Annotated in this window: 12 protein-coding genes; 8 read left to right on the forward strand and 4 right to left on the reverse strand. The window is 65.8% G+C overall.

The features are described from left to right. From rpsD to AC5P5X_RS13830, 4 genes are all read left to right on the forward strand, one after another. Positions 1 to 630 (forward strand): 30S ribosomal protein S4, encoded by a 630-nt coding sequence (gene rpsD / locus AC5P5X_RS13815; RefSeq protein WP_004145446.1) that lies wholly within the window; start codon positions 1 to 3, stop codon positions 628 to 630. Positions 631 to 685: 55 nt separating this feature from the next. Next, positions 686 to 1,684 carry a DNA-directed RNA polymerase subunit alpha gene (locus AC5P5X_RS13820; protein WP_005408216.1) on the forward strand — a complete coding sequence of 333 codons (999 nt, stop codon included), beginning with the start codon at positions 686 to 688 and terminating at the stop codon, positions 1,682 to 1,684. 191 nt (positions 1,685 to 1,875) lie between these two features. After that, on the forward strand, positions 1,876 to 2,259 hold the full coding sequence (gene rplQ / locus AC5P5X_RS13825; protein WP_005408217.1) for a 50S ribosomal protein L17: 384 nt from the start codon (positions 1,876 to 1,878) through the stop codon (positions 2,257 to 2,259). A gap of 241 nt (positions 2,260 to 2,500) precedes the next feature. Further along, positions 2,501 to 3,007 (forward strand): disulfide bond formation protein B, encoded by a 507-nt coding sequence (locus AC5P5X_RS13830; protein WP_012479237.1) that lies wholly within the window; start codon positions 2,501 to 2,503, stop codon positions 3,005 to 3,007. A gap of 121 nt (positions 3,008 to 3,128) precedes the next feature. On the opposite strand, the gene AC5P5X_RS13835 is transcribed toward AC5P5X_RS13830, so the two are convergent. Continuing rightward, positions 3,129 to 5,255 carry a TonB-dependent receptor gene (locus AC5P5X_RS13835; protein ID WP_111189431.1) on the reverse strand — a complete coding sequence of 709 codons (2,127 nt, stop codon included), beginning with the start codon at positions 5,253 to 5,255 and terminating at the stop codon, positions 3,129 to 3,131. Between the two features lie 221 nt (positions 5,256 to 5,476). Between AC5P5X_RS13835 and AC5P5X_RS13840 the strand changes: the two genes are divergently transcribed. Together AC5P5X_RS13840 and AC5P5X_RS13845 are read left to right on the forward strand one after the other, a co-directional pair. Beyond that, positions 5,477 to 6,868, forward strand: a complete 1,392-nt coding sequence (locus AC5P5X_RS13840; protein WP_111189432.1) for a class II 3-deoxy-7-phosphoheptulonate synthase — start codon at positions 5,477 to 5,479, stop codon at positions 6,866 to 6,868. 844 nt (positions 6,869 to 7,712) lie between these two features. After that, the gene (locus AC5P5X_RS13845) at positions 7,713 to 8,897 is read left to right on the forward strand and encodes a mechanosensitive ion channel family protein (RefSeq protein ID WP_033835444.1); all 1,185 of its coding nucleotides are present in this window, start codon (positions 7,713 to 7,715) and stop codon (positions 8,895 to 8,897) included. Between the two features lie 91 nt (positions 8,898 to 8,988). Here the strand turns inward: AC5P5X_RS13845 and AC5P5X_RS13850 are convergent, their stop codons facing one another. The 3 genes from AC5P5X_RS13850 to typA are packed head-to-tail and all read right to left on the reverse strand — an operon-like array spanning position 8,989 to position 12,979. Further along, positions 8,989 to 10,611, reverse strand: coding sequence for an amidase (locus AC5P5X_RS13850; protein ID WP_043033752.1), 1,623 nt, complete (start codon positions 10,609 to 10,611; stop codon positions 8,989 to 8,991). 41 nt (positions 10,612 to 10,652) lie between these two features. Beyond that, positions 10,653 to 11,120, reverse strand: a complete 468-nt coding sequence (locus AC5P5X_RS13855) for a DUF2127 domain-containing protein (RefSeq protein ID WP_005408223.1) — start codon at positions 11,118 to 11,120, stop codon at positions 10,653 to 10,655. Positions 11,121 to 11,131: 11 nt separating this feature from the next. Continuing rightward, complete coding sequence (gene typA, locus AC5P5X_RS13860; protein WP_005412346.1) at positions 11,132 to 12,979, reverse strand: translational GTPase TypA; 1,848 nt, start codon at positions 12,977 to 12,979, stop codon at positions 11,132 to 11,134. A 273-nt stretch (positions 12,980 to 13,252) separates the two neighbouring features. Between typA and AC5P5X_RS13865 the strand changes: the two genes are divergently transcribed. Beyond that, entirely contained in the window at positions 13,253 to 13,744 is a 492-nt protein-coding gene (locus AC5P5X_RS13865) for a peptidylprolyl isomerase (protein ID WP_005408225.1), read from the forward strand. Positions 13,745 to 13,862: 118 nt separating this feature from the next. Then, positions 13,863 to 14,849: a malate dehydrogenase gene (locus AC5P5X_RS13870; RefSeq protein WP_004153634.1), complete on the forward strand. Its 987-nt coding sequence runs from the start codon at positions 13,863 to 13,865 to the stop codon at positions 14,847 to 14,849. Positions 14,850 to 14,959 lie beyond the last annotated feature (110 nt).

Here is a 14,959-nt window from a genome sequence, read left to right on the forward strand (position 1 = left end):
ATGGCTCGTTATATCGGTCCTACCTGTAAGCTCGCCCGTCGCGAAGGCGCCGACCTGTCCCTGAAGAGCCCGGCGCGTGCGCTGGACTCGAAGTGCAAGCTGGAGCAGAAGCCCGGCCAGCACGGCGCCACTGCCCGCAAGGGCAAGCTGTCCGACTACGCCACCCAGCTGCGTGAAAAGCAGAAGGTCAAGCGTATCTACGGCCTGCTGGAGCGTCAGTTCCGCAACTACTACAAGAAGGCCTCGACCAAGAAGGGCAACACCGGCGAGAACCTGCTGCAGCTGCTGGAAACCCGCCTGGACAACGTCGTCTACCGCATGGGCTTCGCCGTGACCCGTCCGGCTGCCCGTCAGCTGGTGTCGCACCGCGGCGTCACCGTGAATGGCAAGTCGGTCAACCTGGCTTCGTACCAGGTCAAGGCTGGCGACGCCATCGCTCTGTCTGAAAAGGCTGCCAAGCAGCTGCGCGTCCAGGAAGCCCTGACCGTCGCCGCCCAGCATGACCTGAGCCCGTCGTGGGTTGAAGTGGATTCCGGCAAGTTCACCGGTATCTTCAAGGCTGTTCCGGATCGTTCGGATCTGCCTGCGGACATCAACGAAGCGCTGATCGTCGAGCTGTATTCGAAGTAATTCACATTGGAGAGCCCCCGGCGACGGCCGGGGGTTCACTAGGAGAACCCGCAACATGACGGTTACCGCCAACCAGGTTCTGCGTCCTCGCGGTCCGCAGATCGAACGCCTTACCGACACCCGTGCAAAGGTCGTTATCGAACCTTTGGAGCGGGGTTACGGGCATACGCTGGGTAATGCCCTGCGTCGCGTGCTGCTGTCGTCCATCCCGGGCTTCGCCATCACGGAAGTCGAAATCGACGGCGTGTTGCATGAGTACACCACGGTCGAAGGTCTGCAGGAGGACGTGCTCGAAGTCCTGCTGAACCTCAAGGACGTGGCCATCCGTATGCACTCCGGCGACAGCGCCACCCTGTCCCTGTCCAAGCAGGGCCCGGGCGTTGTCACCGCTGCCGACATCAAGGTCGACCACAATGTGGAGATCCTGAACGGCGACCATGTGATCTGCCACCTGACCAAGGACACGGCAATCAACATGCGTCTGAAGATCGAACGTGGTTTCGGCTACCAGCCGGCTGCCGCGCGTCGTCGTCCGGACGAAGAAACCCGTGCCATCGGCCGCCTGGTCCTGGATGCCTCGTTCTCGCCGGTCCGCCGCGTCGCCTATGCCGTGGAAGCGGCCCGCGTCGAACAGCGTACCGACCTGGACAAGCTGGTCATCGATATCGAGACCAACGGCACCATCGACGCCGAGGAAGCCGTGCGCACCGCCGCCGACATCCTCAGCGACCAGCTGTCGGTGTTCGGTGACTTCACCCACCGCGACCGCGGTGCGGCCAAGCCGGCAAACAACGGCGTGGATCCGGTGCTGCTGCGCCCGATCGACGATCTGGAGCTGACCGTGCGTTCGGCCAACTGCCTGAAGGCTGAAAGCATCTACTACATCGGCGATCTGATCCAGAAGACCGAAGTGGAGCTGCTGAAGACCCCGAACCTGGGCAAGAAGTCGCTCACCGAGATCAAGGAAGTGCTGGCTCAGCGCGGCCTGTCGCTCGGCATGAAGCTGGAGAACTGGCCGCCGGCCGGTGTCGCCAGCCACGGCATGCTGGGCTGATATCGGTAATGCCTGAAGGCTCCACCGTTCGCGGTGGGGCCTTCAACGCAACACACCATGCCATGACGAACCGCAGGTTCGCGCGGCAGGTCGTCCAGGACGGGCGGCCAGGACCATCCGCAGTCCGCGCAGCAACGCCAGGATGGCGACAACGATCCACACAGCCACATCATTAACCAAGGAATATCACCATGCGTCACCAGAAGTCTGGCCGTAAGTTCAGCCGCACCAGCGCCCACCGCGAAGCGATGTTCAAGAACATGGCCGCCTCGCTGTTCAAGCACGAGCTGATCAAGACCACCCTGCCGAAGGCCAAGGAACTGCGCCGCGTTGCCGAGCCGCTGATCACCCTGGCCAAGGTCGACTCCGTCGCCAACCGCCGTCTGGCCTTCGCCCGCCTGCGCGACAACGAAGCCGTGGGCAACCTGTTCACCATCCTGGGCCCGCGCTACGCGAACCGTCCGGGCGGCTACCTGCGCCTGCTGAAGTGCGGCTTCCGCGCCGGCGACAACGCGCCGATGGCCTACGTCGAGCTGGTTGACCGTCCGGTCGTGGCCGAGGAAGTGGCCGAGTAATCGGACCGCTCCAACGCGACACAGCGAAAGCCCGGCCTCCGCCGGGCTTTTGCGTTTCCAGGGCTCGGATCCCTTTCCGCAGGAAAGGGCCCTGACCCCGGGCAGGCAGCACCGCAGGCCAGAGCCCTTTGCATTCGCACTGGGATCTGACCCGCACCGTTCCGACAGGCGTCACCTGTGGCGGTTCGAATGGCACGCACTCTCGGTTACGCTTGGCGCCTGATCCATTTGAGCGTTGACGATGAATCCACTGCGCTGGCCCTTCCGCGCCCAGTTCTTCCTGGGCTTCCTGATCTGCGCGGGCCTGCTTGGCTACGCGATCTTCCTGCAGTTGAAGATGGGCCTGGAGCCGTGTCCGCTGTGCATCTTCCAGCGCCTGGCCTTTGCCGCGCTCGGCCTGCTGTTCCTGATCGGTGCGCTGCACGGGCCCTCCAACCGCCCGGGACGCGCGACCTATGGCGTGCTGGCGTTCATTGCCGCCGCAGTGGGGGCCGGCATCGCCGCGCGCCACGTCTACGTGCAGATGCTGCCCCCGGAAATGGGTTCCACCTGTGGCCCGCCGCTGGCGTTCCTGAGCGAGACCATGGGGCCGCTGGAAGTATTCCGCACGGTACTGACCGGTACCGGCAACTGCGGCAACATCGACTGGACCTTCCTGGGCCTGACCATGCCGATGTGGTCGGGCGCGTGGTTCGTGCTGCTGGCGTTGTGGGCGCTCGTGGTGTCGCTGGGCAAGGTCAAGCGCTGAAAGCGAAACGGGGTCGCGTCCCTTGGCATCGCAAAGGGCTCTGACCCCAATCGTTGACGCAGGGTAGTGCCGGCCGCTGGCCGGCACACCGTGAGGATGCCGGCCAGCGGCCGGCGCTACCTCAGAAGTCCTGCTGCAGGCTCAGGTAAGCACCTCGGCGCGGTCCCCACTGCGGGGCGAAGACGCCGACACCGCCACCGTCGCGCAGTTGATAGCTGCGATCCAGTGCGTTGATCACGGCCAGTTGGACGTGCAATGGATGGCCGCTGTCGGCATTGAAGTCGTGCCCGGCGCTGAGGTTCACCTGCAGGTACGACGGCAGCTCGCCGCCGTTGGGTACGCCTTCGATGTCCGAACGCAGGCCGCTGCCAAACACGTAGTTGGCGCCGATCCGGTTGTGTCCGGCGAAGGCGTAGCTGAGACCACCCGATGATGTCAGCTTCTGGTCGTGGTCGAGGTGGATCCAGTGGTTGGCCACATAGGCCAGCGCTTCCGGGTCGAGGTTGTACTGGCTGGTGATGACGTCGGTACCGATGGCCTTGTTCAGCGCGGCGTTGAAGTAGGCACTGAACGGACCGTTGCTGTAGTCGGCGCTGAACTCCAGGCCGCGGATGTGGCCACGGCGGTAGTTGAAGGTCGAATAGATGTAGGCAGCGCCGAACTGGCCTTCGTCCTGCAGGCGTGCGACGCGTCGGTCATACGCGTCCAGGCCCAGGGTCAGGTGCTCGCCCAGTTGCTGCGAGACGCCGATGTCGTAGTAGTCGCTGCGCTCGGCCAGCGGCGTGTTGTTGCCGCCGCTGGGCTGCTGGTTGGTGGTGCCGTCGTACAGCGCGATGTCGCTGCTGGCAATCAACTCGCTGGCCGGTGGCGTGAAGTAGCGCGAATAGCCAGCGTGCACGGTGGTGCTGTCGCTGGCATTCCAGACCACGCCCACGCGCGGGCTGAGCTGGCCCTCGCTGCGGCCGAAGGCCCTGTAGCGGTCGCCGCGCAGGCCGTAGTTCACGGTCCAGTCCTCGCCGATCTTCCACTCGTCCTGCACGTACAGTGCCAGCGTGCTGGCGTGGAACGCGCTGCGATCGGCAATCAGCAGCGGCGTGGTGCCGGACTGCTGCCCGTTGTCGTCGACCGGGAACACCCAGCTGTTGCTGCTGGCCCGCGCGTTCTCGTAGTTGCCGTACAGGCCATAGCGCAGCGTGTGGTCGTTGCCCAGCGGCGTGGAGAAATCGGCCTGCAGGGTGTTGGCGCGATTGCTGCGCTGCACCTGCGAGGCGACGCCACTGAACACCAGGTCACCGATGACATCGGGATTGAAGCCGACATCGCTGTAACGCTGCCCGGCCGAGAGCTGGTAGGCGGTGCTGCCCAGCGTGCCCTGCAGCACCAGCATGCCGAAACGGGTGGTCTCGCGCTGGGTTTCATCCAGCTGGCTGGAATCGAAGGTGGTGGTATCGAGATAGCCGAACTGCGGCGCCTGGCCCGGATTGACCGGAATCTGGAAGCGGTTGTTGGCGAAGCCGGCAAACACGCTCAGGCGGGTGTTCTCATTGACCAGGTAGGTCAGGTCGGCGAATGCCTTGCCCTGGTGCGTGTCGTCGTGCGATGGCTTGCGTGTGTTGGTGGGGTTCTCCAGGCCGACGTCGTTCTGGTCGTAGTTGCCGGTCAGGAACCAGCTCCAGCGCCCCTGGTTGCCCCACCCGGAGGCATTCGGATTGACCTTGCCGAATGAGCCGGTGGTCAGCCCCGCGCTGCCGCCGTTGCCCAGCTCGGCACCGTTGCGGGTGGTGATGTCGACCACCGCGGCGGTGCGCTCGCCGAACTGCGCCGGCAGTGCGCCGTCCATCAGGCGGATGCTCTTGATGGTGCGCGCGTCCAGAGTCTGGCCGAAGCCGGAGATCGATTCGGGCAGCAGCACGCCGTTGATGCGGTACTGCAGGTTGGCGTGGTCGCCGCGCACATGCACGCCGCCATAGGAATCCTGGACCACGCCCGGGGCCTGCAGCAGTACCTGGCTGAGCGGCGCGGACGCGCCCAGCGGCTGCTTCTGGATGTCCTCGGCGGTGATCTGGTACTGGCTGCTGCCGATGTCCGGCGACAGCGTGTTGCGGGCCTGGTCGAGCTGGGCGTGGACGGTGACCGCGTCCAGGTCCTTGACGGACGAAGAGGTGTCGTCGACTGCCGAGGCGAAGGCGGGCAGGCTGGCCAGGGCCAGGGCGAAGGTGATGCCGGTAGCGAGGGGCGAGGGCTTCATGGTGGGAGAGGTGGCGGCTGGATGTGGAAGGGGCCGGTCCATGACATTGAAGTGTTACTCCGTAACAAATCATGCGCCTGTCCCGGGCGGCTGACCATGCAGGATCTGGCCGCTGGCGTCGGCCTTTCCCTGCCGTTCAGGCGGGCAGGCCACCCGGACCGGCCCTTTGCGTCAGCGGCTGGCTCTGCGACCATGACCGCCCCCCATCCCGGAAGTCTGCAATGAGCCTGTCCGCCGTTCCGCCCGTCCCCGATCCCGCCGCGACCGCCGCTGGCGCTGCCTGGTCGCCGGAGAGCTGGCGTGGCAAGACCGCGCTGCAGATGCCGACCTATCCCGACCCGGTGGCACTGGACGCGGCCCTGCACGAGCTGAAGCGGCTTCCGCCGCTGGTCACCTCGTGGGAGATCCTGGCGCTGAAGCAGCAGCTGGCCGAGGCGCAGGAGGGCAAGCGCTTCCTGCTGCAGGGCGGTGACTGCGCCGAGAATTTCAGCGACTGCGAATCGGGCACCATCTCCAACCGGCTGAAGGTGCTGCTGCAGATGAGCCTGGTGCTGGTGCACGGCCTGCGCCAGCCGGTGATCCGCGTTGGCCGCTTCGCCGGCCAGTACGCCAAGCCGCGTTCGGCCGACACCGAGACCCGCGACGGCGTGACCCTGCCCAGCTACCGCGGCGATGTGATCAACGCGCCGGCCTTCACCGAGGCGGCACGCCTGCCGGACCCGAAGCGGATGCTGCAGGCCCACGCGCATTCGGCGATGACGATGAACTTCGTGCGCGCGCTGATCGACGGTGGTTTCGCCGACCTGCACCACCCCGAATACTGGAACCTGGAGTGGGTAAGCCACTCGCCGCTGGCCGCCGAGTACCAGAAGATGGTGGCCTCGATCGGCGATGCGGTGCACTTCATGGAGACCCTGGCGGGGGCCCGCGTGCACAACCTCAACCGCATCGATTTCTACACCTCGCACGAAGCGCTGCTGCTGCCCTACGAGCAGGCGCTGACCCGGCAGGTGCCGCGCCAGCAGGGCTGGTTGAACCTGAGCACGCATTACCCGTGGATCGGCATGCGTACCGCTGCGCTCGATGGCGCGCACGTGGAGTACCTGCGTGGCGTGCGCAATCCGATTGCGATCAAGGTGGGCCCGTCGGTGACACCGGACCAGTTGCTGCGCCTGATCGACGTGCTCAACCCGCATGACGAACCGGGCCGCCTGAGCTTCATCCACCGCATGGGCGCCGCGCAGATTGCCGAGAAGCTGCCGCCGCTACTGGATGCAGTCAAGCGCGACGGGCGTCGCGTGCTGTGGGTGTGCGATGCGATGCATGGCAACACCGAAAGCACCGCCAACGGTTTCAAGACGCGCCGCTTTGACAACGTGCGTGGCGAAGTGGAGATGTCGTTCGACCTGCATGCGGCCGCAGGCACGCGCCTGGGGGGCGTGCACCTGGAACTGACCGGCGAGGACGTGACCGAATGCACCGGTGGTGCGCGCGAACTGACCGAGCGTGACCTGGAACGCGCGTATCGTTCGACGGTGGATCCGCGGTTGAACTACGAGCAGTCGCTGGAGATCGCGATGGCGATCGTGCGCAAGCAGGAGCAGGTGCGGTAAGGGTTTTTCGGCAGGGCTTGCAGCCCTGCACCTGCTGCAATCAACGTCAACGGCAAAAGCCGAAGCAGCGGCAACAGCATGCATTCCGTGGGCTGGCGGGGTGGTGTCGGAGTGCGGGGACGCTGCAAGTACGTCCCTGTAAGCTTGGCAGCCGCATCCATGCGGCTGACACCCCGCACTCCGACACCGCCCCACCTTCGACAGGTTCAGGTCCCTATTGGTGGGTGCCGACCGTTGGTCGGCACATCTGTCAGATGTCGAATGAATCATCCACGCATGGCGTGGATCTACTGGTAACCGCGGCGATTGGCATGCGCGGCTGTTGGTAGGTGTCGACCGTTGGTCGACACGATTTTTCTATCAGATAGCAGTATTCAAAATGGGCTCCGACCCCGTGCCGACCAACGGTCGGCACCCACCATCAGCAGCAGCTTCCGACAGATCGCAGAAAACTGTCGAAGGCGGGTGGGTCCGGTTGCGGGGGCGTGAGCCGCATGGGCCCGAGGCATGCCTCGGGCGGGTTGGGCAGGACGCCCAACCCCGGTCTTGCCGTGTGCGCAGGACTGCGCACACGAGCAAGCGGCGACCGAGCTTACATGGGTGAGGGCGCTTTGCTTGCGAAGCACTGCTTTGCAAGCGCCCGAAGGCACAGCCGCCGGCGGCTGGGCCGGGCCCCGGAGGGGGACTTGCAGCGACCCCCGCAACCGGACCCACCCTGCCATCCCACAGGAAACCCGCTTCTGCTTCTGCTTCGGCTGTTGCTCCAGCACGCAGCAGGTGCAGGGCTGCAAGCCCTGCCGACCAACACCCTGCTTACGAACGGCTGACGTGACGCTCATGCGCCATGCGCGAGGCTGTCCACCTGGTTGTTCGACTGGAGGTGGCAACGGTGCACTGGCAGAGCGCACAGGCCTACGCATGGCCGTTGGGATTGGCCGTAGTGGTGGGCGGCATAGGCGCGTGGCTGATCCTGTGGATCTATCACCGGCTGAAAGGGCGTGATCGCCGACGTGCGCGTATCGGTCGAGTACTCGGGTTGCCGCTGGCCACCGCGTGGCCGCTGCTGCTGCTGATTCCCGCCTTGCAGGCGACGCCGCTGCAGGATCCGTTGCTGGGCCACCTGCAGCACGGACTCCACATTGCATTGATGGCCTGCTTCGTCTGGCTGCTGGTACGCGCGGTGGCGGCGGGCGAGCGCGCGATCCTGCGCAGCCATCCCATCGATGTCTCCGACAACTTGGAGGCACGCCGCATCCAGACCCAGACGCGCGTGCTCAGCAGGGTGTTGATGGGCGGCATCATCGTGCTCGGTGCGTCGCTGGTGCTGTTGACCTTCCCGATGGTGCAGAAGATCGGCACGGCGCTGCTGGCGTCGGCAGGCCTGATCGGGCTGGTGGCGGGCATCGCCGCCAAGCCGGTGTTCGGCAACCTCATCGCCGGCCTGCAGATCGCACTGACGCAGCCGATCCGCCTGGACGACGTGGTGATCGTCGAAGGCGAGTGGGGACGCATCGAGGAGATCGGCAGCAGCTACGTGGTCGTGCGGATCTGGGATGAGCGGCGGATGGTGGTGCCCTTGACCTGGTTCATCGAGAACCCGTTCCAGAACTGGACGCGGCGCAGTGCCGATCTGCTCGGCACTGCGTTTCTGTGGCTGGACTATCGGGCACCGATCGCGGCGATCCGTGCCGAGCTGGAGCGCATCTGCCATGGCCAGGCGCTATGGGATGGGCGCGTCTGCGTGACCCAGGTGACCGAAACCAACGAGCGCGCGATCCAGGTGCGCCTGCTGGTCAGCGCGCGCAGTTCCGGTGATGCCTTTGATCTTCGCTGCCTGGTGCGCGAACGCATGCTCGATTTCCTCGCACGTGAGCATCCGCAGTCGCTGCCGCAGGTGCGTGCGCGGCTGCAACACGAAGATGAGCTGGATATGCCGCGTGGTCCACGTGCACGCACTGCGGATGTGCGTTCGCCAGGTGCTGAAGATGGTGAGGCGGCGATCGTGCCGGTGGAGCCACAGGATCGGTAGTGCCGGCCGCTGGCCGGCAACGCCGGAGCGATCGAGCTGCCGGCCAGCGGCCGGCACTACCGGAAGCAAGATGTCGCGGCGTCACCGGAGCTCAGGGCTCGCCGGCGTCGATCAGCGCATCGGTATCAAAGTGTGGCGGCCGCCGCGCACGGGTGCGTTGCTCGTAGGCGTAGGCCATTTCGATCAGCTTCGGCTCGCTCCAGGCGGTACCCATGAACAGCAGGCCGACGGGAAGGCCGTTGATCTGGCCCATCGGCACGGTCAGGCTGGGGTAACCGGCCACGGCAGCGGCGCTGTAGCTCTCGCCGGGAAAGTCGTCGCCTTCGCTGCGGATCGGCCACGCCACACCGGTGGTCGGCGCCACCAGCGCATCGAGCTGATGGGCGGCGAGGGCTGCATCGATGCCTTCCGGGCCGGCCAACCGGCGCGCATCACTGCGCGCGCGGATGTAGGCAGGGTCTGCCAGGCCGGTGGTGGCATCGGCCTCCACCAGCAGCTCCTGGCCGAACAGGCCCAGTTCCTGCTTGCTGTGCGCCTGGTTGAAGGCGATCAGTTCGGCCAGGCTGCGCAGTGGCGCGCGGTGGGTGCTGAAGTAGCGCTCCAGCCCGGCCTTGAATTCGTACAGCAGCAGCGTGCGCTCGGCCTCGGCCCACGCACCCTGGTTGGGCAGCTCCACTGGCACCACCACGGCGCCGGCGCGACGCAGCTCGGTCGCTGCCTGATCGATCAGCGGCGGCATGCCGCGGTACTTCAGCAGCGGCGTCTGCAGCAGACCGATGCGTTTGCCGCGCAGGCCCTGCGGGTCCAGGCGCGCGGTGTAGTCGTAGACCGCACGGCCGGGCATGGTCGCGGTGGCGGGATCGGCGTCATCGCGGCCGGCGATCGCAGTCAGCACGGCAGCAGCATCGGCGACGCTGCGGGTCATCGGGCCGGCGGTGTCCTGGCTGAAGGAGATCGGCACGATGCCATCACGACTGACCAGCCCGACCGTCGGCTTCAGACCGACCACGCCGTTGATCGCGGCCGGGCAGACGATGCTGCCGTCAGTTTCGGTGCCGATCGCCACGCTGGCCAGGTTGGCGGCCACGGCCACCGCGCTGCCGCTGCTGGAACCGCACGGTGAATGGCTGATGCGGTAGGGGTTGCGGGTCTGGCCGCCGCGCGCGCTCCAGCCGGAGATGGAGTCATTGCCGCGGAAGTTGGCCCACTCGCTGAGGTTGGTCTTGCCCAGCACTACGGCGCCAGCCTCGCGCAGCCGGCGTACCAGGTAGGCATCGTCCGGACGGAAGCCCTGCAGGGCCAGCGAGCCGGCACTGGTGACCATCGGTGCGGCGTTGATGTTGTCCTTCAGCAGCAGGGGGATGCCATGCAGCGGCCCACGCAGGCGCCCTTCGCGGCGCTCGCGGTCGCGTGCGGCGGCTTCCTTCAGGGCGTCGGGGTTGAGCTCGATCACCGCGCGCAGGCGGGGCCCGGTGCGGTCCAGGGCGGCGATACGCTGCAGGTAGGCCTGGGTCAGGGTGGTGCTGTCCAGATCTCCGGCAGTCATCCGCGCCTGCAGGTCGGCGACATCGGTTTCGGCGTACGGGAACGGCACGTTGCGGCTCGCAGGTTCGGCCGCATGCGCGCTGGGCGTGGCCGGGCTGCAGCCAGCCGAAAGCAGCGCCGGCAGCGCGGCGAGCAGGCAGGTCAGCAGAGGCGGCAAGGACGGGCGCATGGGGCGGCTTGGTCGGCTCCAATCCCCAGTGTAGCCGGTGCTCAGCGGTGGCGCTTGCGCAGGTCGCGGGCGAGGACGTAGACCACGATCAGGTTGATCGCCAGGATCGTCCATGACGGCCAGCCGGGATGGCGGATGATCGCGAAGATGTCGAAAGGCAGGTACAGGGCGGCGGTCAGGCAGCCCAGCCAGGACGCCCAGGCCTTGGCCCGCCACAGGCCCCAGGCTTCGACCAGGTGCAGCAGGCCGTAGCCGATCATCCCCGCCGCGGCCAGGTGGACCGCGTCGGGACTGATCATGTGCAGCAGCGAGGGCAGGGTGCCATGATCCGGATCCAGGCTGAAACGCCGGATCAGGGCCATGATGCCGTGCCGCAGCGGCTGCGGTCCGAGCACTTCCAGCCCGGTGGCGGCCAACAGCGCCAGCATCGCCTTGCTCGCTTCGAGCAGGGCGATGACGTGCAGACCCGGATGCCGGTGTGGATCCGGGTTGTAGCCGCTCTGGTTCACGGGGTGCTGGCTCAGCCGCCGCGCGAAGCCTTCTTGCGATCGCTCTCGGTCAGGAACTTCTTGCGCAGGCGGATCTCCTTCGGGGTGATCTCGACCAGCTCGTCGTCTTCGATGAAGTCCAGGGCCTGTTCCAGCGAGTACTTGATCGCCGGGGTCAGCTGGATCGCATCGTCCTTGCCCGAAGCGCGCATGTTGGTCAGCGGCTTGGTCTTGATCGCGTTGACGGTCAGGTCGTTGTCCTTGGAGTGGATGCCGACCAGCTGACCTTCATACACGTTGTCGCCTTCAGCAGCGAACAGCTTGCCGCGCTCCTGCAGCGGGCCCAGCGAGTAGGCCGGCGTGGTGCCCGGTGCATTGGCGATCATCACGCCGTTGATGCGCTTGGCAATCGCGCCCTGTTCCTTCGGACCGTAGTGGTCGAACACGTGGAACAGCAGGCCCGAACCCTGGGTCAGGGTCTTGAACTCGTTCTGGAAGCCGATCAGGCCACGGGCCGGGATCTGGTACTCCAGGCGCACGCGGCCCTTGCCGTCCGATTCCATGTTCTTCAGCTGGCCCTTGCGGGTGCCCAGCTTTTCCATCACGCCGCCCTGGTGGATTTCTTCGATGTCCACCACCAGCTGCTCGATCGGCTCCATCAGCTGGCCGTCGATTTCCTTGATGATCACTTCCGGGCGCGACACGGCCAGCTCGTAGCCTTCGCGGCGCATGTTCTCGATCAGCACCGACAGGTGCAGTTCGCCACGGCCGGAGACCAGGAACTTGTCGGCGTCTTCCAGCTGCTCGACCTTCAGGGCCACGTTGTGGACCTTTTCACGGTCCAGGCGGTCCTTGATCTGGCGGCTGGTCAGGAACTTGCCACCGGACAGGTCCTTGTTGCCGGCGAACGGCGAGTTGTTGACCTGGAAGGTCATCGAGATGGTCGGCTCGTCGACGGTCAGCGCCGGCAGCGCTTCCGGGAAGTCCGGTGCGCAGATGGTGTCGGAGATGGTCAGCTCCTGGATGCCGGAGATGGCCACGATGTCGCCGGCCTCGGCCGAATCCTGCTCGATGCGCTCCAGGCCCATGAAGCCCAGCACCTGCAGCACCTTGCCGTTGCGCTTCTTGCCTTCACGGTCGATGACCGCGACCTGCATGTTCTTCTTCAGGGTGCCACGCTGGATGCGGCCGATGCCGATCACGCCCACGAAGTTGTTGTAGTCCAGCTGGCTGATGCGCATCTGGAACGGGCCTTCCGGATCCACTTCCGGCTTCGGCGCGTGCTGCATGATCGCTTCGTACAGCGGGGTCATGTCGCCGTCGCGCACGGTGTCTTCCAGGCCGGCATAGCCGTTCAGGCCCGAGGCGTAGACGATCGGGAAGTCCAGCTGCTCGTTGGTGGCGCCGAGCTTGTCGAACAGGTCGAAGACCTGGTCGATCACCCATTCCGGACGGGCGCCCGGACGGTCGACCTTGTTGACCACGACGATCGGCTTGAAGCCCATCGCGAAGGCCTTCTGGGTCACGAAGCGGGTCTGCGGCATCGGGCCGTCCATCGCGTCGACCAGGATCAGCACGGTATCGACCATCGACAGCACGCGCTCGACCTCACCACCGAAGTCGGCGTGGCCGGGGGTGTCGACGATGTTGATCCGGTTCTTGATGCCGGTCTTCTTGTCTTCCCAGGTGATGGCGGTGTTCTTGGCCAGGATGGTGATGCCGCGTTCCTTTTCCTGGTCGTTGCTGTCCATCACGCGCTCGGCGAGGACGGTGCGCTCGGACAGGGTGCCGGACTGCTTCAGCAGCTGGTCGACCAGGGTGGTCTTGCCATGGTCGACGTGGGCGACGATGGCGATGTTGCGAAGATTTTCGATGGACATACGAAAGGGGGCCAGTCGGCGCCGGATTTGGAAAAAGAAGTCCAACATTATACGTCGAACTTGACGATTCGCGAAAAGGTGGATTTCACATCCGTCGCGGGGCCCATTCAGCTGGCTGTCCGCCGTGTCGGCCGGGGCCGCCAGCGCCCGGAGACGCGGCTTCCCGTCCACGGGCTGAAGCCGGGTTCTTCACCGATGGTCGAAGCCGCCGCCGCCACGAGGCAGGTGTAAACTAGGTGGCTAGACGCGTTCCCCTCTGCATCAAGGATCTTCATGTCCCTCATCGCCACTTTCGACACCACCCAGGGCCCGATCAAGGTCGAGCTGTTCGCCGACAAGGCGCCGCTGACCGTGGCCAACTTCGTGAACCTGGTCAAGCACGGCTTCTATGACGGCCTGATCTTCCACCGCGTGATCGCCGACTTCATGATCCAGGGCGGCTGCCCGCAGGGTCGTGGCACCGGCGGCCCGGGCTACAAGTTCGAAGACGAGAAGAACGGCGTGAAGCACGAGGTCGGCTCGCTGTCGATGGCCAACGCCGGCCCGAACACCAACGGCAGCCAGTTCTTCATCACCCACATCAAGACCGACTGGCTGGACGGCCGCCACACCGTCTTCGGCAAGGTCCTGGAAGGCCAGGCCATCGTTGATTCGGTCAAGCAGGGCGACGTGATCCATTCGATCACCCTGGAAGGCGACGTCGACGCCGTGCTGGCCGCCCAGGCCGACCGCGTCGCGGAGTGGAACAAGCACCTCGCCGCCTGATCCCCCTTCGAAACGGCCACCCATGGGTGGCCGTTTCCCTGTTCCCCGCCGCCCGCCTGGCCTGCGTGGCTCTGCCCGCGGCGTCCCATCAAACGCTTGCAAGCAAGAGGAAACCCCCATGAAAGCACCCGTTCGTGTTGCCGTGACCGGCGCCGCCGGCCAGATCGGTTATGCCCTGCTGTTCCGCATCGCCTCCGGCGAAATGCTGGGCAAGGACCAGCCGGTCATCCTGCAGCTGCTGGAACTGCCGGTGGACAAGGCCCAGGCCGCCCTGAAGGGCGTGATGATGGAGCTGGAAGACTGTGCCTTCCCGCTGCTGGCCGGCATGGTCGGCACCGATGACGCCGAAGTCGCGTTCAAGGACGCCGACATCGCCCTGCTGGTCGGCGCACGTCCGCGCGGCCCGGGCATGGAGCGCAAGGACCTGCTGCTGGAGAACGCCAAGATCTTCACCGCCCAGGGTGCAGCGCTGAACAAGGTCGCCAGCCGTGACGTGAAGGTGCTGGTGGTCGGCAACCCGGCCAACACCAACGCCTACATCGCGATGAAGTCGGCCCCGGACCTGAAGCCGGAAAACTTCACCGCCATGCTGCGCCTGGACCACAACCGCGCGCTGAGCCAGCTGTCGACCAAGCTCGGCAAGCCGGTCGGTGGCATGGAGAAGCTGGTGGTGTGGGGCAACCACAGCCCGACCATGTACCCGGACTACCGTTTCGCCACCGCCGATGGTGCGTCGATCGCCGATGCGATCAACGACCAGGAGTGGAACGCCAACACCTTCATCCCGACCGTCGGCAAGCGCGGCGCGGCGATCATCGAAGCCCGTGGCTCGTCCTCGGCTGCTTCGGCCGCCAACGCAGCGATCGACCACGTGCGTGACTGGGTGCTGGGCAGCAACGGCAAGTGGGTCACCATGGGCGTGCCGTCCGACGGTTCCTACGGCATTCCGGAAGGCGTGATCTTCGGCTTCGCGGTGACCACCGAGAACGGCAAGTACACCCTGGTCAAGGACCTGCCGATCGACGACTTCAGCCAGAAGTACATCGACAAGACCCTGGCCGAGCTGGAAGAAGAGCGCGCCGGCGTCGCCCACCTGCTGGGCTGATGCAGGCGGTACCGGCTCCGGCCGGTACGTCTTCCATCAAGGTAGGTACCGAACGTTGGTTGGTACGCAGAAAACGGGGAGGCTTCGGCTTCCCCGTTTTCATTTGGAAT

Source organism: Stenotrophomonas sp. YJH_SMC_91 (assembly GCF_059368495.1).